This window comes from Neolewinella xylanilytica (assembly GCF_002934605.1).
Lineage (GTDB): Bacteria > Bacteroidota > Bacteroidia > Chitinophagales > Saprospiraceae > Neolewinella > Neolewinella xylanilytica.
Map to the genome: position 1 here is coordinate 1,724,057 of NZ_PTJC01000006.1, position 19,423 is coordinate 1,743,479.

The following is a 19,423-nucleotide window of genomic DNA, read 5'->3' on the forward strand; positions in this document are numbered from 1 at the left end:
AAATATACAAACAGTTTGTAGTTATTACCAAATAACACAAAATATTTATTGTGCCCCTGTTGTATTTTTAAGGCCAAAGCATTGCTGCATGATCCACCGTTTACCTACCGTCTTTTTCCTCGTGTTTCTTTGCACCTGCGTCTCGGCGCAACAGCCGGTTTCCGAACCCGGTAAATGGACGGTGGACGATGTCATTCACACCGAGTCCATGAACAACGTTTTGTTCTCGCCCGACGGAAAGCTGGTGCTGTGGAGTAAGTTGCGGGCCACCGAGGACAAGCAGCAGGATAAATTTGTCAGCAACCTCTATCTCACCCGTTTAGAGCAGGTGAAGGACGGTAAGTTCATGACCGTACAGCTCACCAACGGGGACGAAAGCGACCATTCCGCACGCTTCGACCGGGCAGGAGAATACGTTTACTTTCTCAGCTCCCGCGACGAAGGCAAAAAGCTGTGGAAGATCAGTTTGTACGGCGGCGAAGCGCAGGAGGTACACGAATTCGAAAACGGTATCGGTAGCATCGAATGGATGAACGATACGACGCTGCTCTTCGTCAGTCACGAAGGCAAGAGCCTGGAAACGAGGAAGCGGGAGGAGGAGAAGGATGACGTGATCGTGATCGAGGACACCAGCAGCTGGCAGATCGACCGGATATACGCCTACGACCTAAAGTCGGAACGAATCCGCCGCATTACCGAGAACGACAAACCGGTAGCGGGTTACAGCGTCAGCAAAAACGGCCATCATCTGGCCTACGTACTCGAAGGGAGTCCCCACCAGGCGGCCGACGCCCAGCCCAAGAGTGCATACTACCTGCGCGACCTGCGGTCCGGTACCGAACGCCGTATCCTGGAAGGGTTGCAGGGCCCGCGGAGCCTGACCTTCACCGATGACGGCAACGGCCTCTACTTCACCGCTACCCGCAGCAGCGATCCGCAGTGGGACGGTGCCGGTATCGGACAGCTCTACTACCTGCCCCTCGACGGTAAGCCCAGTGAGGTTCCGCTGGATTGGGAGGACGGGGTGAATACCATCAGGGTGGTCGGCAACGATGTAGTCGCCGACCTCGCCAACCGGGCCACCGAACGGGTAGCGATCTACCGTAAGGGGAGCAGCCGGACCGACATTGCCCTGGATACCATGGCGGACCACGTTAGCTTGCTGGCCTTCTCCAACGATGGAAGCCGGGTGGTTCTGGAGTATTCCACCGCCAGCCGGCTACCGGTTTACTACATCGCTGACTTCTCCGACAACGCCGTTACGGACCTCCGCGAAATCGTAAGCCTGAACGACAAGCTCAAAAAGAAGACCATCACCCGCAGCGAAGTCATCGAGTGGGCCGGTTACGGGGGCGAGCTGGTCACCGGGATACTGTACTATCCCACCAATTACCAGGAGGGTAGGGCGTACCCCCTGATGCTGAGTATCCATGGCGGCCCCTTCATGGTGGACACCGATCGCTGGTCCGAAGACTGGAGCACCTATCCGCAGCTGCTCACCCAACGCGGTGCTTTCGTACTGAAACCTAATTACCACGGCTCCTCCAACCATGGTTTGGCATACCTCGAGAGCATTAAACAAAATTACTACGACCCGGAAATGGAGGACATCACCGCCGGCATCGACAAACTGATTGCGGAAGGGATGGTGGATCCCGATAGCCTCGGCACCATGGGCTGGAGCAACGGGGCCATCCTGACCACCATGCTGACGGTGCGCTACCCCGACCGATTCAAGGTAGCCTGCCCGGGGGCGGGCGACGTTAACTGGACGAGCGATTTCGGCACCTGCGAGTTCGGGGTGAGCTTCGATCAGAGCTACTTCGGCGGTGCCCCCTGGGATGACACCAACGGGAAAACGTACAACGAGGCCTACGTCCTCAAATCGCCCATCTTCGAAATGGAAAAGGTGCGGACCCCTACGATCATCTTCCACGGCAGCGAGGATCGTGCCGTTCCACGCGATCAGGGCTGGGAATATTATCGCGCCCTGCAGCAGATCGCTAAGGCCCCCGTACGCTTCCTATGGTTTCCCGGCCAGCCGCACGATCTGCAGAAGGTCACCCACCAGAAGCGCAAGATGGAAGAGGAACTCGCCTGGATCGATACCTACCTCTTCGGAAAGGAGCGGCAGGACAATCCCGCCCTTAAGGAAGATAGTCCGTTGGCGCAGTTGCTCAAGATGGACACGGTCGCGCGGGCCGGTGCCCTTTTTGGTACCCTCGCGGCCGACGGTACCCTGCTACCGGAAGTAGTGGCACTGGGAAAAGACAGCATCAGCCTCGGGCGCTTCGAACTGACCCACGCCCAGTACGCCTCCTTTCGCCCCGATCATGATTTCGGCACCTACGGACCGAACGACCCGGTGATGCTCGGGGAAAAAGCAGCCGCGGATTACCTGAAGTGGCTTTCGGGGAAGGTGGGAAAGCACGTTCGCCTGCCCAACGCGGAGGAAGCCATGACACTCCAAAAGCAGGCCAGGAAAGTCGCGGCGAAGGAGAACACCCTGAATTACTGGGCGGGCTACGCCATCACCCCGGAGGAGGTCACCGTACTGCGGAAGAAAATCGACGAAGTACACACCCCCTTGGTTAAACCGGTCGGGAGTTTTGCCCCCGTGCAGCTCGAAGGTCAGTATATCTACGATCTTGGCGGCAACCTGGCGGAGCGCACCCAGCAGGGCAGCTTCGGGTACAGTGCTTACGATTACGTCGACGAAGCCGCACCGGCGGAAAGCATGCCCGCTTCCGATCACGTCGGACTGCGGATCGTTGTAGAGGCCGTTAAGCGGTAGGCCCCCCCGGGCTTACAGTTTGACCAACTGAAGGGTGCGCAAGGATTTGCCCCCGGCGGTAAGGTGGAGGATGTACACGCCCGAGGGAAAACCATCGGCCACCTCGATGCTGCCTTCCGACCGCGATAGCCGTTGCTCGCTGACCAGCGTACCGGTAGCCGTGTACAGCCTTACGCTGCCGCTGGTCAGCCGTCCGAGATTATAGCGAAGGACCGCGGCCCCGGGGGCCGGATTCGGGGCGAGCACGACCTCGATCTCCGCCGGTCCGGGGTCGCCGGTGGCGGTAGATTGGTCCTGTGGGCGCGCCAACTCCACGGTTAGGGCCGAAATGGAATCATTGGCCAAATCGACCGAGATCGTATCGGATACGTACCCTTCGGCCGAGACGGCAACGGAATAGGTACCCGCCCTCGCAATGCCGGTCGCGAAGGCTCCCAGCGGGTCGGAGAGCGTAGCATTAAGCTGATCGGTCAGAATGGCAACCGATGCATTATTAATGCCAACGCCGGTGACACTGTCGACGACCATTCCCTCCAGGCGCGCCGCTCGCACGTAGTTGACGTCGATGACGTAGAGGCCGGACTGGCGGTCGGAAACCAGGGTGAGTCCGCTGGGCAGGAACGGATAGGCTCCCCAGGCGCCGTTAAAATCCCCGTTGGGGCCCACCCAGGTATCGTAGTTGGCGACCTCGATCAGGTTGGTGGGCACGCTGGCATCCACTACCCGCAGTCCGTCCGTGTAGTAGCTGACTGACAGGAAATTGTCGATCACGTGTACGTTATGGGGAATGGTACCGGAGTTCAGGCTAGACAGCGGCCGGTACTCATCCAGCAGCTCGATGGCGGAAGGATCGGTGATATCGTAGGCGGCCACCGAGGCGTTAGGCTTTTCGTCGGTGGTGAAGACGGTGCTGCCGGTAGTATTGGTCCAGGCGTTATGGGTGAAGGTGGTGGGTGTCCGGACCCGACCCAGTTCCCTAATATTGTTCAAGTCTTTGGTGTCGTAGATCGCCAGCTCGCCCTGGACAATTTCCGACGCGTACATCAGGTTGTCCTGAACGTAGACGTCATGGCTGTAGATGGCGGGGCCCCGGGCAATGATGGGCGGGTGCAGGGGGTTGGCCTTCAGGTCGAAGATTAGTATTCCGCCGGCGTTGATATTGCCGTCGCCACCGGAGGTAAAGGCCAGTCCGCGGGTCGTGTCGATGTAGAGGTTATGCGCCCGGTGGAAGGGACGATTGAAGCCGGGCACCGTATCCCGGACGTGGGTCACGGCGAAGGTATCGGGTAGTTGCCGCAGGTCGATGACCGTCAGGCCGTCGTCGCGCTGGTCGGAAACGACGTAGGCATACTCCCCGTAGGTTTTCATATCGCGCCAGACGCTCCGCACGCCGCTGGCAACGCCGACGACCTCGGCCGCGTCGGGATCGGCAAGGGAAACAATGGCCACGCCGGTGTCCAAACCCACTAGGGCGTATTCCGTGCCGTCCGGGCTGACGTAACCCCACACATCGTTGATACCTACGCCAAAATCTACATTCGACCGTTCAACGGCGTTAAGCTGGGCGAGAGCGGGAAGCGAAATGAAAACGAAAAGGAACGGCAGGTAGCGTGTCATGGTAGCGTTTGTCCTAAGGGTAACGGTTGAATACCGTTGGGGATGCTGGATTCTTAGTCCGCCCGCCGATACACCACCGTTTCGGTGCTGACGCCCAGTACCTGAAGTTCGAGCACATCGTCGGTCAGCCGCACGATCCCGTAGCAGTCGGTCTGCGCGGGTCCGGAAATGGTGAAGCAGGGCGCACCCGTTCCGGTTCCTCCACTACAGGCCTCGGGACAATTGCCGTGGAAGGTCATGTCTTCCTCTACCAGCAGTTCGCCGTCGTAATAGGTCTTGTAGTGGGTGGGCGTAAACTCAACGACCTCTTCGCTGTCGGTGGTATTCACCCAACTGCCGGTGAGTAATTTTTGCGCGGCGAGCGCAGGTGCCGCGGATCGGGCCGCCACGCCTTTGGCCTGCTGGTCGGCCGCTTCGTCTTCGATCACCATGCCGTAGGGGGTGGGAGCTGCTTCGGCTGCCGCGGCGCTCAGGGTATCGGCTCCGCTCGCCGCCGGGGCGGGCTCGGCAACGGGAAAGATATCGTCGATCGGTTCGTCCTCCAGGGCCACGTCGGCGGCACAGGCGGCGAAAAGGAAGGCGGAGAGGAAAAGAAGTAGGTAGCGCATCTCGATCGTTTGGTTCCCGTCAAACGCCGGCGGGAAGGCTTTGGTGCGCACGCCGCCGCAGTTGACGGTCGGTGGCCAGGATTTGGGGCAGCAGCAATTGCCGACCGTCGTTGTGGATGAGGAAGTCGGCCGCGGCGGCCTTGCGTTCGTCGGTCCATTGCTTATCGGCCCGGGCGGCGAAGTCCTCTTCCGAAATGCCGTCGCGTTGCATGACCCGCGCCATCCGGATCGGGTAGGGGCAGCTTACTACGATCATCCCGTCGTACTGGTCGCGGCTGCCGATCTCGAGCAGGATGGCCGCTTCGTGGAGGGTATAGGGCCCCCTCTGCCGCCGGTGCCAGGCCGCGGCATCCTCGGCTACGGTGGGGTGGACGTGGGCATTCAGTCGCGCCAGGGCGGCGGGATCGGTAAACACCCGCTCCGCCAAGTAGGCCCGGTCGAGGCGGCCGTCCGGTCCGTAGCTATCCGGTCCGAAATCATTGACGATCGACCGGCGCAGCACCGGATTTTCGTTCATCAGTTCCTTTGCGCGCACATCGGCGTAGTAGACAGCCACCCCGAGGCGTTCGAAGTCTCGGCAGACGGTCGTCTTACCAGCTCCTATGTTGCCCGTGATCCCGATACGAAGTGCCATGCCGGCCGCTAAGGTAGGCCTACACGGATTGATCCACCGCTACTTTATACGTAGGATCGTCGACTACGTTTACTTCGATGATGGCCCCCGCCTTATCGAGGAGGCGGCGACAGTCTTTGCTGAGGTGCTTGAGGTGGACCTTCTTCCCCACCTTGTGGTACCGCTCGGTGAGTTTGTTCAGGGCCTCGATGGCCGACATGTCCACGACGCGGCTTTCCTCGAAATCGATCACGATCTCCTCGGGGTCGTTCAGCACGTCGAACTTCTCGTTGAATACGGCCACCGATCCGAAGAAGAGCGGGCCGTAAATCTCGTAATGCTTGACGCCGTTGTCGTCGATCCGCTTCCGTGCCCGGATACGCTTGGCGCTCTCCCAGGAAAAGCGAAGGGCGGCGATGATGACGCCCACGATGACCGCCAGGGCCAGGTTATGCAGGAAGATCGTCACCAGCGTAACCAGTACCATCACCAATAAATCCGATTTTGGCATCTTGCCGAAAGTCCGCAAACTGGCCCATTCGAAGGTACCTACGGCTACCATGATCATCAGTCCGGTCAGCGCCGCCATCGGTACGAGTTCGATCAGGCTGCTGCCAAACATGATAAACACCAGCAGCATCGTAGCCGCCACGATCCCGGACAGCCGAGCCCGGGCACCGGAGCTAATGTTGATCAAACTCTGACCCAGCATCGCGCAACCGCCCATACCGGAAAGAAAACCGGATAGCACGTTTGCCGCTCCCTGGGCAACGGCTTCCTTGTTCCCGCGCCCCCGCGTCTCGGTGATCTCATCGATGATGTTCAAGGTCAGCAGGCTCTCAATGAGGCCGACCCCGGCCACCACCAGGGCGTAAGGGGTAATGACTTGCAGCGTTTCGAAGGTGAAGGGAACATTGGGAATGTGGAAGGGCGGGAAGCCACCCGCGATGCTGGCCATGTCGCCCACCGTCTTGGTGTCGATCCCGAAGCCCCATACGATGCCGAAGACCGTAAGAATGGCGACCAGCGAGGCGGGTACCGCCTTAGTCAACCGCGGCAGTCCCCAGATGATCAACATCGTGATCAGCACCAGCCCGCCGAAGAGGTAAAGTGCGTTGCCGGACAGCCAGGCGCCCGTATCCGGGTTGCGGAACTGATCCAGCTGCGACATAAAAATGATGATTGCCAATCCATTCACAAATCCGAAGATGGCGGGGTGGGGGACCAGCCGCATCAGTTTCCCCAAGCGCAGAAAACCCGCCGCCAGCTGGAACAGGCCGGCGAGCACCACCGTAGCGAAGATGTACTCGATGCCGTGCGACTGCGCCAGCGACACGATCACGACCGCTACGGCACCGGTAGCTCCACTGATCATACCCGGGCGGCCACCGAAGACCGCCGTCACGATGCCCATCACGAAAGCGGCGTACAGTCCCGTAAGGGGTGGCAAACCGGCGAGGAACGCGAAAGCGACCGCTTCCGGCACCAGGGCGAGCGCGACCGTCAGTCCGGAGAGGATCTCGGTCTTGTAATCGACCTTCTGCGTAAAATCAAATAAGTTAATGTATCGTTCCATCTGTTTGACAATGGCTTACTCCGATAATGCCGTGCATTATCCGCGGTATGTACTATTTCGATCGACTTCCCCCTAGCCTTAGCGGCCGCAAAGGTAGGGTAAATCGTCCACCCCGGAAAGCCCAAAGCTCCTTATCCGCATCGTGCATCCTGCCGACATGCTTATCTTCGCCCACCCAAAAAACAACAGCATGGCAGAGCCCGGAAATATTGTCATTACGGTAATCGACCGCCACGGTGAGGCCCACGAACTGGAAGCGCCGACGGATATGAACATGAACGTCATGGAAGTTTGCAAAGCCTACGAGCTACCGGTGAAGGGAACTTGTGGCGGGATGGCCCTCTGCAGTACCTGTCATTGCTACATTCTTTCCGACACCGAGCTGCCGGATATGAAGGACGACGAGGAGGACATGCTCGATCAGGCCTTTTTCGTGGAGGACAACTCCCGCCTCGGCTGCCAACTGCGAATCACCGACGATCTGGACGGGCTGCGGATCCAGCTGGCCCCCGAAGCGGAAGAATAATTCAAGAAATCTTTCTCGAACTTTTGAAGTTTCGAAATTGTATGTATATTTGCACCCCGTTACGATGGTAACGTGGTAAAATTAACACCGCGGGGTGGAGCAGTTGGTAGCTCGTCGGGCTCATAACCCGAAGGTCGCAAGTTCGAGTCTTGCCCCCGCTACATAGTGAAAGCCGTTATCGACGAAAGTCGGTAACGGCTTTTTTTTGCCCGGCTCCAAGAGCATTAAAACACCAAAACCGGCACTACCCATGGGAGTGCCGGTTTTCGTGTTTTGGGTGAGGGCTGTTATTCGTTGCCGCCGCCCTCTTTCTTCCGTTTGAAGGGATTGAACTTCTCTAGCTTGGCCTTTACGTCGTCCACGGCATCCTTGCCGATGCCGGGAATGTCGAGGCTGTCGGCAATGGTGGAGGTCGTATCGCCCAGGCCTAGCGCGCCCCGGACGCGATCGGCTGCCGCCTGCTCCAGTCGTTTGGCCTGGTCAGCGGCTGCCCGTTCCAGGGTGTCGCGGAATTCCTCGACCCGGGTCTCGGCCATGGCGCGCGCCGAATCCACCCGGTTGCGCACTTCTTCCTCGGCTCGGTCCTGTAGCGCACCGGCCACCGCGCCCGCACCGCTACCGCTCTGGCCGGAGCCGGTGCCCAGCAGATTGATACCGGTTTTCGGATCCGAGATCGAGCCGGTCAGGGCGATGTCCAGATTCAGCGTATCCCCGGGAGAAATATCGAGCCCCAGCCGCTTGGCCTGCCCGGCCAGATTCTCCAGGGCGGAGAGGGCGGCCCCCCCGACAATGTTTCCTTCGACCAGGTTACGCGGCACGGCTGCCCGGATGCGGTAGTCCATATCCGTGTTCAAACCGTGCGTACCGGCGACCGTCATGCCGATACCGGCCAGCGAAAAATCAAAGGGTTCTACGGTCACCATGCCATCGTTGATTTGGAAGGCGGCAATGATGTTCTTCAGCGTGGCGCTTTCACGGAGTTCCTTTACGTTCAGGGCCCGGCCGAGTACCTGCAGTGGCTTGAAGGAGGCGATCCTCGCTTCGGCCGTACGCAGCAATCCCTCGGCGTCGATGGTGTTGAGGATTGGTAGCAGGTCGTTACCCAGCCGGCCTTCCATCATCAGCTCGCTGCTGAAGTTGCCATTCACGAATTTCCCGATCGGAGCGAGGGCCGAAAAGGTATTCAATGCACCGAAGGCCTGACCGAAGTCGAGCTCCTGCATATCGTAGGCAAAGCGGAACACGGGCTGCCCCGTTTCACCGGTATCGTAAGCACCGCGGAAGCCCATCGAGCCGCCGAAGAGGTTGGCCCGTCCGTCTTCGATCATCGCGGAGCCGTCGCGGACCAGCAGTTGACCGCGAACGTTGTTCATCACGATGTCCGTGTATTGTACCCGGTCGGCCGTCATATCCACCTCCAGGTTGATGTTGCGGGGGATGGGTATGGGGGCGGTTTCGGCCGTGGCCGCTCCGCTGCCATCCTGCGTTGGGGTGGGGGCCGGCTCGATAGTCGCTTCGTCGCTCATGAAGTCGGCTACGTTGAAGAAGCCGGAGCGTACGGCGAGGTTGCCGGTCAGCACCCCTTCGCCGAAAGTGTAGTCGAAAAGGTTATTAATGGTGCCGGAGGCGTTGAAGCTGCTCTCCTGGAGGGTGGCGCTGGCATTGTCGATCACCAGCCGGTTCGGTTTGATGTTGCCGGCGACCCGCAGGTCGGTGGGTTGGTACGTGCCGTAGGCGAGCTCCTGAATTTCCGCGTCGAGGTCGAAATCGAAGCGGTCGAAGACTTCCGTGGTCGCTTCGGCCGTGGCAACTTCCATTTCGGCGGGACTGGCCGTCCGGTCCGTTCCCTCCTCCGCCAGCCATTCGTCGGCGTTGAAGTAATTGGACCGCATGGTGAAGCTGCCCCGCATGGTTTGCTCCGGGCTGAAGTAAGCCAGGATGTTGTCAATCTTGCCCGAGGCGGATACGTCGCTGCTGCCGAGCGTAGCGGAGAACTGCTGGAGGTCGATGGCCTGCGGACTGAAGTCGGCCCGCGCCTGGGCGATGCGGACCGGCGGGGTGCCTTCGGCTACGTAGATCAGGTTGCTGACGAGCAGGTCTCCCGTCAGGTTCACTTCCGCGTAGCGCCCGGCTTCGATGGCGCTCTGGCGAACGTTGTTCATGGTAATGTCGGCAACGATCCGGCCGGCGAGTTCCTCGACCCCGTCCAGGGGGATGGCGGAGGCCCAGTTCCCCAGGTCGAGCGTGCCGTTCAGACGAGCGTCCACGTCGGGATCGGAGAGGGGTGTAGCCAGTCGGAAACTACCCTCGAAGGGGTCGTTACCCAGCGTGAAATTGAAGCGGGGAATACTCACCTTCAGTTGGTCGAGATCACTACTGGGGCTGTTGACCGCCAGTTCGGCGTCGATGCCGTTGATCCCGACCGGCTTGCCGGGGTACTGTACGCCACCGTCGTCGATCCGGCTGTTGACGGTAAAGGCCGGGTAGGTTTCGGTTTCTCCGTTGTAGGCGCCGTCGACCGTGCCGTTCAGGGTGAAGGTGCCGGAGGTCTGGACCTGCTCGAAGCCTTCGGTGTAGGCCGCGGGGACCAAGCTCCACAGCTGGCGGAAGTCATTGGCGGGAGCCTCGTAAGCGAGGTCGAAAAGGATATCATCGTTCTCCTCCAGGTCGATGCTGCCGTTCATCACCAAGGCCAGCTCGTTCAGCGTCACGTCGGCGTCCGTGAAGGTGTAGCGCATGTTGTCGGAGTCCACGTTGACCGTACCGTCGGCGGTCATGCGCACTCCGTCAAGGTAGGTCATTCCGCCCTGCCGCAACGTCAGTTCGTCCGCCCTTGCCTGGGTCACCACGTCGAAGATCGAGGCGGTGAAGTCCCCCTCCCCGGTGGCATGGAGGCCGGCAAGCCGCACGTAGGTTTCGGTGGTACGGTCGTCGTAGACCAGCCGTCCGTTGTTGATCTCGAAGTGATCGAGGGTAATCAGGGCACTACTCGTTGCGGTATCCGTTGCTCCCGCGCTCTCGGCGCCCGACTCCGGTACGATGAGGTAGTTGGCCAATTGCTCGTTGAGGACAAGTAGATTGACGTCCGGTGCCTGCAGGATGACGGCGTCGATATTGTAGTTACCGTCGCCGGCGATGACCGACCAAAATCCGAGGTCCACCCGTGCCTGTTCCCCGCTCACCAGCGGCAGGCCGGCGAAGGTATCGATGCCGACAACGCTGAATTCGTCGACCGTAAGGGCGATATCGGGAAAGCTGCGCAGGAAACTGACGTTCGCGTCCGCGAAATCGACCTCAGCGTTGACGGCGTTATTCACCGCGCTTTTGACGTTGGCCACGATCTCGTCTTTGAAAATAACGGGGGCCAAAGCGAGGATACCGACCAGCAGGACGATAAAAACAAGCAGACCGATGAGGATGCGTTTGGCTAATTTCATGGGGTAGGTTTGATAGAAAACAACTGATGCACGACGTAGTTGGTTGCCTCTAGACGATTCGGCTTACCTTGCGTCACCACAACGCACCAAATCCATTCTTTGTATGACCGTCGGCGGTATTGACTATACTCTACTTAATACCCAGGAAGGGTTAGACGAATTCTTCCAAAAAAATCAGGATGTCGGCTGGATGGGCTTCGACACCGAATTCATCGGCGAGAAGCGCTACCATACGCTGCTCTGCCTGATCCAGATCAGCACCGAGCACGGCTATTACCTCCTCGATCCGCTGGCGGTGAAGGACCTGAAGCCCTTTCTGCTCCTGCTCGAGTCCCCCGACATCGTCAAGGTCACCCACGCCGGCGACAACGATTACCGGCTGCTCTACCGCAGTCACGGTATCGTGCCCCAAAACGTCTTCGATACCCAGGTCGCCGCCGCCTTCATCGGCCACCGCTATCCGATCAGCTTCGCCAAGCTCGTCGAGGCCGAAACCGGCAACAGCGTGGGCAAGGGCTACGCCGTCACCGACTGGTCGCAACGCCCGATGAGCGAAAAGCAACTCAAGTACGCGCTCTACGACGTCGTCTACCTCCGGGAGTTATACGATACGATCACCGCGAAGCTGGAGAAAAACGGTCGGTTGGACTGGGCCCTAGAGGAATGCGCCCTCATGACGGAGGAGGACTACTTCTACCGCGATCCCCACCACGAACTGCTCAACAGCAACATCGCCAAATCCAGCCGTACCAAGGAAAAGGTGTTTTTGCTGCGGTTGTACGAATGGCGGCGTTCACTCGCCGAGCAGCGTAACTACAGCAAGGAGATGATCCTGCCCAAAAAGATCATCGGCCAGCTCGTCCGTGGCGTCCGTGGCGGCACCGAAAGCATGAAGCAGAACCGCCGCCTGCCCGGCAAGACGGTGCAGCGCTACGGCGACCTGTTCGTGGAGATGTATACCGAACCGGCTACGGATCAAGAAATGGAGGTCGTGCAGCAGATCCAGCGCAACATTCAGGATGACGAGGAAGACGATATGATCGTCGAACTGCTCTACCTGCTGATGAAGTACCGCGCCAGCGAAGCCGACATCAGCCACGCTCTCGTGATGCCCCGCAATGCCATCCGGCGGATGAAGCAGGAAGCCGCCGTGCGCCGCTCCATTCTCGGGTCCGGATGGCGCCGGGAATTGCTCGGCGACGATTTCGTGGAGTGGCTGAAGCACTTCGACGAACTCAAGCTCAGCATCGAAGGCGGCAAGATCGCCCTGAAGTTCGATTAGTCCACGGTCAACCCCGCGTAGATCGCCAGCAGTTTAGCTTCCTCCCGCTCCCAGCACAGCTCCTCCGCGGCGAGCCGGCAGTTGGTCTGCAGCTGCCGGTAAGCCTCAGGGTTTTCGGCGAGTGCCCGAATTTGGGCGGCGAGCGCGGGTGCGGAGAGTTCCGGCAACAGGGAAAAGCATTGGTACCGATCGTGCAATGCCCGGTATTCGGGATAGTCCATCTGGATACTGGGTAAATGGGCCTGGATGTAATCCAGCGACTTATTCGCCAGGCTGTAATAATAGCTTTGACTGTCGGCGCGCAACAGATTGATGCCCAGCCAGGCCTGAAGGGTGAACTCCGGTAATTTTTCGGGTGGCTGGAAGCCCACGAACCGTACGCGGTCAACGATGCCCATACCAGCCGCCAATTCCTCCAACCGCGCCCGCTCGGGGCCCGATCCGACAATCCACAGGGCATGATCGGGTAGGAACTGCATGGCCCCTATTGCCACTTCCAAGCCGCGGCCCGGATTAAGCATACCTTGGTAAAGGATTACTCCTCCAGTATTTTCCTTATTTAAATATTGACCCCTGCGCGGTACGTTTCTTACCGTATCGAACGCCACCCCGTAGTCCGTTTCCAGCATTTTGGCTAGCTCCGGGCCCACGGTATAGCGGGCATCGGTACGCGGTACGAGGGCGCGGCCCAGTCCGCGCCAGGTGCCGCGGATCAGCGGCCGGGGGGCGACTTCGGGCGTCTCGCTGAACCACTCGTGGGCATCATACACCAGCTTGGTTCCCGGTCGGTGGAGTAAGGTCCCCGCCAAGAGGGAATCCAAATCGACGGCGCAGATGACGTCGTAATCCCAGTTGCGGACCGTCCGCCAGAGCCGCCAGTTAATCTCGCCGTAGAAGCGCTTGCCCACGTTGTAGCGGCAGCGGACCCGGTGCTGTCGGTACGTCTTTTCCGGAAGCGGCGGACTTTCCGGGAGCCATCTACCGACCAGGGTGACCGCATGACCGGCCGCCTGCAGGCTGCTGCAGATCCGATCCATCCGCTGATCGTGACTGAGGTCGTTGGTTACCAGGCAGACGATCCTCACGGCAGACGTAGTTTGTTGGCGTCCTTGATTAGCAGCCCCTCGTTGAGCAGGTCCTGCAACACCTCCGCCAGGTCGCGGGAGCGGAGGCGTCCAAAGCTGGTGAGCACCTCCCGCATTTCCAGGTCTCCTTCGGCCTCGATGCGGGCGCGGAGGGTTTCGTACACCGTCTTCCGGTCGGGCAGGGTGGTTTTCCGGCGGCGGCACACGTCACAGATGCCACAGACCGGCGCATCCGTCTCCCCGAAGTACCGTAGCAGCTGCTGGGAGCGGCAGTGCTCGTCGGATTCGCAGTAGGCGATCATGGTATCGATGCGGTGGCGCGCCCGCTCCTTCAGGAAGTTGTACTGCTTTTCGTCGATGCGCAGGTTATCGGGGTCGATGCGCTCCTCGAGGAAGACCAGCTGCGGCCCCTCTCGCTCCGGGGTGTAATCGATGATGCCCTCGGACTGCATTTTCCTGAATACCCGGCGCAGGTCTTCCGCCGTGATGCCCAGGAAGTTAGCCAGTGCGCCTTCCCGCAATTGCACGGGGTTGAGAAAGGCTCCCTGGGTGGTGCGCAGGATCGATTTGACTAGCTTGTTGACCTGCGGGTTCTTGATCTGGTAATCGTACAGCTGTTCCTTGCGGACGATAAATTGCAGGTAAGCACTCTGGCGCATATCGTCGGTAAGGAGTATGTACCCGTTCTTTTCCAGGGCCTTGAGTCCGCTGTAAGCCTGACGGACATCGAAGCCAAAGTTGCGGGCGAACCCCGTCAGGTCGAAATCAAAAGCTTCTCCCTTTCCGCCGCCCACGGCCAGCTGGAGGAAGCTGCCCAACGCCCGGTACATCCGCTTGACTTCCGACACGGGGGGGTAGCTGTGTTCCCAGTTGCGGATCAGCCGCTCGCCGTCGCTGGGGTGATAAAGCACCACCCCGTAGGCGGGTTTCCCGTCCCGTCCACCCCGCCCCGCTTCCTGGAAGTATGCTTCGGGACTGTCCGGCGGACCGTAGTGGATCACCGTTCGTACGTCCGGCTTGTCAATGCCCATCCCGAAGGCGTTGGTCGCCACGATGACTCGCAGCTTGTCGTCGATCCAGTCCGCCTGTTTCTTATCCTTGTCTTCCGGCTCTAGTCCGGCGTGGTAGGCCCCGGCGGAGATGCCCCGCCTGCCCAATTTATGAGCGATCTCTTTCGTCAACCCGCGGCTGCGGACGTACACGATGCTCGTGCCGGCAACGCCCTTGAGTACTTCCAGCACCTGGTCTTCCTTGCCCGGGGGCCGGCGGACAATGTAGGCCAGGTTATCCCGCGCGAAGCTTTGCCGGAAAACCCGGGCGCCTTTCCCGAATTGCAGTTTCTCCTGGATGTCTTCGATAACTTCGGGGGTAGCGGTAGCCGTCACGGCGATGAAGGGCACCTCCGGGTGCAGTTCCCGCAACTCCGCGATCCGGAGGTAGGGCGGCCGGAAGTCATACCCCCACTGGCTGATGCAGTGGGCTTCGTCTACCGCCACCATCGCCAGCGGCATGCGTCGGATGCGCTCGCGGGCCAGGTCGGTGATCAGGCGTTCCGGACTCAGGTACAGTAGCTTCGTATTGCCGTAGACGGCATTATCGAAGATGCGGTCGATATCGGTGTTTCGCATCCCGCTGTACACGGCTTCGGCCACGACGCCCCGTTCGCGGAGCTGGCGTACCTGGTCCTTCATCAGTGCGATCAGGGGCGAGACCACCAGGGTGACTCCGTCCAGGACCAGCGCGGGCACCTGGAAACAGACGCTTTTGCCGCCGCCCGTGGGCAGCAGGGCCAGGGTATCCTTTCCCGACAGCGCGTGGTCGACGATTTCCCCCTGCAGCGGACGGAATGCGGGGTAGCCCCAGTACTGTCGGAGGATGTCTTGCGGTTGCTGCATAAGTGGGCGGCGGGGCGCGGGTGCGACGAAGGTCGGTAAAATTGCCCTCAGTCACCGGAGACTTGCCTTTTCGCCGGAGACCGGGAGGAGCAAGTCGGCTGGCTAAACAATGGGGACCGTCCACCAATTTTACTGCAAAATGAATTTCATGCGGTACGGATACCTATTCCTACTTAGCACGGCGGTGACGCTGACGACCTGCCGCCCCCGGCTGGAGGAAGTGGACCTGCTGGCGCCCACCGATCGATTAGCCCGGGCCTGGGTCACCACCGCGGACAGTTCGGAACTGCTGGAGGTACGGGGACCTATCGAGCTCGTACCCGTCGGGGATTCGGTTCCGGAGGTACTCGTCGACCCGTCCTTGCGCTACCAGGAAGTGCAGGGCTTCGGGTATACCCTCACCGGCGGCAGTGCCCAACTCATTCACGAGTTGCCGGACGCACGGCGGCGCGAGCTCCTGGAGGAGCTCTTCGCTAACCATGATAGCGCCCTTGGGGTCAGTTACCTGCGGTTGAGCCTGGGTGCCTCCGATCTCGATCCCGCCGTATTCAGCTACAGCGACCTACCTCCGGGGGAGACCGACCCGGAAATGAGGCTTTTTTCCCTGGATCCCGATCGCCGCCATCTGATTCCGGTACTTAAAGAGATACTGGAGATCAACCCGGATATCCGCCTGATGGCCTCTCCGTGGTCGCCTCCGGTGTGGATGAAGGATAACCGGACCTCGAAGGGAGGGAGCCTGCTTCCGGAATTTTACCCGGCCTACGCGCGCTACTTCGTGAAGTACATACAGGGTATGGCAGCGGAAGGCATTCCGATCGATGCGATAACGGTACAGAACGAACCGCTGCACCCGGGCAACAACCCCAGTTTGTTGATGCTGCCGGAGGACCAGGCGGAATTCGTGGGCAAGCACCTGGGCCCGGCCTTCGCCGAAGCCGGCATCGATACCCGTATCGTCATTTACGACCACAACGCCGACCGGCCCGACTATCCCCTGACCATCCTGAAAGACTCGACCGCCCGCCCCTACGTCGACGGCTCCGCCTTTCACCTGTACGGCGGAAGCATTGACGCGTTGACGGAAGTACACCGCGCCTTTCCCGACAAACACCTCTACTTCACGGAGCAGTGGATCGGCGCCCCGGGCGATTTTGCCGAGGACTTGCGCTGGCACGTTCGCGAACTCATTATCGGCGCCACCCGTAACTGGGCGGAAACCGTACTGGAGTGGAACCTCGCCGCGGACGCCAATCAGGATCCCCACACCGAGGGCGGCTGTTCCCGCTGTCTCGGAGCCCTGACGATCGAGAACGGAAACGTGCACCGCAATACGGCCTACTACATCATCGGCCACGCCTCCCGCGCGGTTCCGCCCGGTTCGTACCGGATCGACAGCCGAGAAAATCCCAGCCTACCGAACGTGGCCTTCCTGACGCCGGACGACCGGGTAGTAGTTGTCGTCCTGAACGACGGAGACGCGCCCGTTAGTTTCGATATCGGAAGCCGGCAGCGTAGCATGCCGGTCCGCCTGGACGCTGGCGCGGTGGGCACCTTTAGCATACCGGCGGCCGCGTTCTAGGTCGACGTTTTCCGGGAGGATTTTGCTCCCGCGCTCCGGCGCCCCCTACCATTTGCGCCGCTCCAGGCTCAGTACCGTCAGCAGGATGAAGAAGGCGGTTATACTGAGAAAGTAGATGACGTCCCGCGTATCGATGAGGCCGCGACCGAGGCTTTCGAAGTGTTCCTGCATGCCCAGGCTGCCGATGAAGGCGTCGCCGTTGCCGTAGAAGACGGGGAGGGATGCCAGATAGTCGAAGCCAAAGTAGCACCAGAAGGTGATGGCTAGCGCGAGGAGGAAGCTGACGATTTGATTGGTCGTCAGGGAACTGGCGAATAAACCGATCGCCACGAAAGCCATGCTCAGAAAAAGCAGGCCGAGGTAGCTGCCGATAGTGCCGCCGGTGTCGATGTTGCCCACTGGTTCGCCCAGTTGGTAAATGGTGTAATAATACAGGACGGTAGGGACCAGGGCGATCACCACCAGGGTCAGGCAGGCCAGGAACTTACCCATCACGATATCGATGTCCCGCAGCGGTCGGGTAACCAGCAATTCGATGGAGCCCGTTTGCCGTTCCTCCGCGAAGGCCCGCATGCAAATGGCCGGAATGATGAACAGGAGCACATTGGGGGCCAGGGAAAAGAAGGGGCCCAGCGTGGCGTAGCCGTAGTTGATGAGGCTGGTGTCGGGGAAAACGAACAGGAAAAGCCCCATGACGATCAGGAATACCGCGATAACCACGTACCCGATGAGGCTGGCGAAAAAGGCATTGAGCTCCTTGCGGAAAATGGCGGTCATCTAATCGTTGGCTTGCTGTAGGGGGATTAGCAACGGATGCCGCTCGTTGTACAGTACTAGGGCGCGAATCATCCTGGCTTCTTCTTCCGACGAAGAGCGGTTCAGGGCGTCGTGAATATCCCGTTCCGTAGCCACCAGCTGTCTAACGGTAGGCAGTTCGAGGGGGTAGCGGTGCCCGGTGACCATGTCGACGATGCGGTGTACCTCGCGGCGGCGGTTGCGCTCCACCCACCCTTCGCGAAAAGGACGGCCGGTGGCGGGGTTATAGGCCCGCATGAGTTGGCGGGTATGCATAACCGTATCGTAGCGCACGGTCGCGTACCGACCCACCTGACGAAGGCCGGCAAATTCGTAAAACGTCCGCTGGCCGTCCCGGCGTACCAGTAGGTACGGCAGTCCGTCCAGACTGATAGCGTAGGGCTGGGTGTAGCGTCGCTGTTTGTATCCGAAACTGTCGATCTGTACGCGAAAGTCTTCCGGAAGCTGCACCATCTCCCCGCTGATGTCGCTCCAGTCAGCGTCGGGCTCGTTGGCCAGCAGGGCTTCCGGGGTGAAGTACACGCCATCGTGGAAACGGAAGTCCGCGTCGAGGGGAACTTCCCGTTGGGCGGTCAGCCAGAGGGGGAAAAGGAGGAGGAACCAGCGCATGATGGACCAAAGGTAAGGTACGATCATCCCGCCACCGTTAGGGCCCGGAAAACTTCTTCTACCGAAAGCTCTTCCCTGACCATGCCGAGCAGTACGCAATTTTTGGCCACCGCGAAGCGGAAGACCTCCGCCCGCGGGTCGGCATCCCCGCGCAAGAGGAGGCGATAGGCGTACGGTTCTTTTCCTGGCTTCACGCTGCTTACTCCCTTGATGGTCAGTAGTTCCAGGTGCGGAACCTCCCGGTCGAATTGAACCAGGAGGGAAGTGTCTCCGTTAAGCCGCCGCTGCAGCCGGTCGATGGGGTCGTCGGCCACCAACTTACCCCGGTCAATGATGACAACCCGGTCGCAGAGCGCCTGGACTTCCTGCATGATGTGGGTGCTCAGGATGACGGTTTTCTCACTGCCAAGCCGTTTGATCAGCACCCGAATCTCGGCCAGCTGGTTGGGGTCCAGTCCGCTCGTCGGCTCGTCCAGGATCAGTACTTCGGGATCGTGCAGCATGGCCTGCGCCAGTCCCACCCGTTGGCGATAACCCTTGGAGAGGGCGCCGATGAGCTTGTGGGCCTCCCGGCCCAGGCCGGTCATATCGATCAGGTCGTCGATGCGCGGGCGGGGCCGGCGGATGCCGTTGGCGTCGGCGGCAAAGGTGAGGTATTCCCGGACGTACATGTCCTTGTAGAGCGGATTATGCTCCGGCAGGTAACCCACCATTCGGCGTACCGCCAAACTATCTGTTTCGACGGAGTGGCCGCAGACCTCCGCCGTTCCGCTACTCTGACTCAGGTAGCAGGTCAGGATCTTCATGGTGGTCGTCTTGCCGGCGCCGTTGGGGCCCAGGAACCCCAGCACCTCTCCCGAACGTGCCTGGAAACTGATGCCATCGATGGCGCGCTGCTCGCCGTACAGCTTGGTCAGATCGGTTACGGTGACAGACATGGTAGAGAAGTTAAGGGAACAGACAAGAGACAGTTCGAAAACGAA

General features: G+C 60.2%; 14 protein-coding genes and 1 tRNA gene. 5 read left to right on the plus strand and 10 right to left on the minus strand.

From position 1 onward, the window contains the following. Positions 1 to 88: 88 nt before the first annotated feature. A complete protein-coding gene (locus tag CLV84_RS16415) occupies positions 89 to 2,794 on the plus strand; it encodes an alpha/beta hydrolase family protein (RefSeq protein ID WP_104420843.1) in 2,706 nt (901 codons plus the stop codon). A gap of 12 nt (positions 2,795 to 2,806) precedes the next feature. Here the strand turns inward: CLV84_RS16415 and CLV84_RS16420 are convergent, their stop codons facing one another. The 4 genes from CLV84_RS16420 to CLV84_RS16435 are packed head-to-tail and all read right to left on the minus strand — an operon-like array spanning position 2,807 to position 7,208. After that, on the minus strand, positions 2,807 to 4,411 hold the full coding sequence (locus tag CLV84_RS16420; RefSeq protein ID WP_104420844.1) for a choice-of-anchor B family protein: 1,605 nt from the start codon (positions 4,409 to 4,411) through the stop codon (positions 2,807 to 2,809). Positions 4,412 to 4,464: 53 nt separating this feature from the next. After that, a complete protein-coding gene (locus CLV84_RS16425; RefSeq protein WP_146088839.1) occupies positions 4,465 to 5,019 on the minus strand; it encodes a hypothetical protein in 555 nt (184 codons plus the stop codon). Between the two features lie 19 nt (positions 5,020 to 5,038). Then, positions 5,039 to 5,653, minus strand: a complete 615-nt coding sequence (coaE, locus tag CLV84_RS16430) for a dephospho-CoA kinase (protein ID WP_104420846.1) — start codon at positions 5,651 to 5,653, stop codon at positions 5,039 to 5,041. Between the two features lie 19 nt (positions 5,654 to 5,672). After that, the gene (locus tag CLV84_RS16435; RefSeq protein ID WP_104420847.1) at positions 5,673 to 7,208 is read right to left on the minus strand and encodes a SulP family inorganic anion transporter; all 1,536 of its coding nucleotides are present in this window, start codon (positions 7,206 to 7,208) and stop codon (positions 5,673 to 5,675) included. Between the two features lie 190 nt (positions 7,209 to 7,398). Here CLV84_RS16435 and CLV84_RS16440 point away from each other — a divergent pair, with 190 nt between their 5' ends. Beyond that, a complete protein-coding gene (locus tag CLV84_RS16440) occupies positions 7,399 to 7,734 on the plus strand; it encodes a 2Fe-2S iron-sulfur cluster-binding protein (protein WP_104420848.1) in 336 nt (111 codons plus the stop codon). Between the two features lie 88 nt (positions 7,735 to 7,822). After that, positions 7,823 to 7,895 (plus strand) — tRNA-Met (locus CLV84_RS16445). A gap of 126 nt (positions 7,896 to 8,021) precedes the next feature. Here CLV84_RS16445 and CLV84_RS16450 read toward each other — a convergent pair. Beyond that, positions 8,022 to 11,171, minus strand: a complete 3,150-nt coding sequence (locus tag CLV84_RS16450; RefSeq protein WP_104420849.1) for an AsmA-like C-terminal region-containing protein — start codon at positions 11,169 to 11,171, stop codon at positions 8,022 to 8,024. 103 nt (positions 11,172 to 11,274) lie between these two features. On the opposite strand from CLV84_RS16450, the gene CLV84_RS16455 reads away from it, so the two are divergent. Then, positions 11,275 to 12,453, plus strand: coding sequence for a ribonuclease D (locus CLV84_RS16455; RefSeq protein ID WP_104420850.1), 1,179 nt, complete (start codon positions 11,275 to 11,277; stop codon positions 12,451 to 12,453). On the opposite strand, the gene CLV84_RS16460 is transcribed toward CLV84_RS16455, so the two are convergent. After that, the gene (locus CLV84_RS16460) at positions 12,450 to 13,538 is read right to left on the minus strand and encodes a glycosyltransferase family 4 protein (RefSeq protein WP_104420851.1); all 1,089 of its coding nucleotides are present in this window, start codon (positions 13,536 to 13,538) and stop codon (positions 12,450 to 12,452) included. The genes CLV84_RS16455 and CLV84_RS16460 overlap by 4 nt on opposite strands. Then, positions 13,535 to 15,433, minus strand: coding sequence for a RecQ family ATP-dependent DNA helicase (locus tag CLV84_RS16465; RefSeq protein ID WP_104420852.1), 1,899 nt, complete (start codon positions 15,431 to 15,433; stop codon positions 13,535 to 13,537). The genes CLV84_RS16460 and CLV84_RS16465 overlap by 4 nt, the downstream gene beginning before the upstream one ends. A 148-nt stretch (positions 15,434 to 15,581) precedes the next feature. Here CLV84_RS16465 and CLV84_RS16470 point away from each other — a divergent pair, with 148 nt between their 5' ends. Further along, the gene (locus CLV84_RS16470; protein WP_104421226.1) at positions 15,582 to 17,015 is read left to right on the plus strand and encodes a glycoside hydrolase family 30 protein; all 1,434 of its coding nucleotides are present in this window, start codon (positions 15,582 to 15,584) and stop codon (positions 17,013 to 17,015) included. Between the two features lie 45 nt (positions 17,016 to 17,060). On the opposite strand, the gene gldF is transcribed toward CLV84_RS16470, so the two are convergent. The 3 genes from gldF to CLV84_RS16485 are packed head-to-tail and all read right to left on the minus strand — an operon-like array spanning position 17,061 to position 19,378. Continuing rightward, positions 17,061 to 17,792 (minus strand): gliding motility-associated ABC transporter permease subunit GldF, encoded by a 732-nt coding sequence (gldF, locus tag CLV84_RS16475; protein ID WP_104420853.1) that lies wholly within the window; start codon positions 17,790 to 17,792, stop codon positions 17,061 to 17,063. Beyond that, the gene (locus CLV84_RS16480) at positions 17,793 to 18,440 is read right to left on the minus strand and encodes a hypothetical protein (RefSeq protein ID WP_146088840.1); all 648 of its coding nucleotides are present in this window, start codon (positions 18,438 to 18,440) and stop codon (positions 17,793 to 17,795) included. Positions 18,441 to 18,463: 23 nt separating this feature from the next. Further along, positions 18,464 to 19,378, minus strand: coding sequence for an ATP-binding cassette domain-containing protein (locus tag CLV84_RS16485; RefSeq protein ID WP_104420855.1), 915 nt, complete (start codon positions 19,376 to 19,378; stop codon positions 18,464 to 18,466). Positions 19,379 to 19,423: the final 45 nt, after the last annotated feature.

Coding starts and splice junctions, on each gene's coding strand:
- coaE (WP_104420846.1), bottom strand. CDS start 5,653: ATGGCACTTCGTATCGGGATCACGGGCAACATAGGAGCTGGTAAGACG.
- gldF (WP_104420853.1), bottom strand. CDS start 17,792: ATGACCGCCATTTTCCGCAAGGAGCTCAATGCCTTTTTCGCCAGCCTC.
- CLV84_RS16455 (WP_104420850.1), top strand. CDS start 11,275: ATGACCGTCGGCGGTATTGACTATACTCTACTTAATACCCAGGAAGGG.
- CLV84_RS16425 (WP_146088839.1), bottom strand. CDS start 5,019: ATGCGCTACCTACTTCTTTTCCTCTCCGCCTTCCTTTTCGCCGCCTGT.
- CLV84_RS16480 (WP_146088840.1), bottom strand. CDS start 18,440: ATGCGCTGGTTCCTCCTCCTTTTCCCCCTCTGGCTGACCGCCCAACGG.
- CLV84_RS16435 (WP_104420847.1), bottom strand. CDS start 7,208: ATGGAACGATACATTAACTTATTTGATTTTACGCAGAAGGTCGATTAC.
- CLV84_RS16415 (WP_104420843.1), top strand. CDS start 89: ATGATCCACCGTTTACCTACCGTCTTTTTCCTCGTGTTTCTTTGCACC.
- CLV84_RS16440 (WP_104420848.1), top strand. CDS start 7,399: ATGGCAGAGCCCGGAAATATTGTCATTACGGTAATCGACCGCCACGGT.
- CLV84_RS16450 (WP_104420849.1), bottom strand. CDS start 11,171: ATGAAATTAGCCAAACGCATCCTCATCGGTCTGCTTGTTTTTATCGTC.
- CLV84_RS16470 (WP_104421226.1), top strand. CDS start 15,582: ATGCGGTACGGATACCTATTCCTACTTAGCACGGCGGTGACGCTGACG.
- CLV84_RS16485 (WP_104420855.1), bottom strand. CDS start 19,378: ATGTCTGTCACCGTAACCGATCTGACCAAGCTGTACGGCGAGCAGCGC.
- CLV84_RS16465 (WP_104420852.1), bottom strand. CDS start 15,433: ATGCAGCAACCGCAAGACATCCTCCGACAGTACTGGGGCTACCCCGCA.
- CLV84_RS16420 (WP_104420844.1), bottom strand. CDS start 4,411: ATGACACGCTACCTGCCGTTCCTTTTCGTTTTCATTTCGCTTCCCGCT.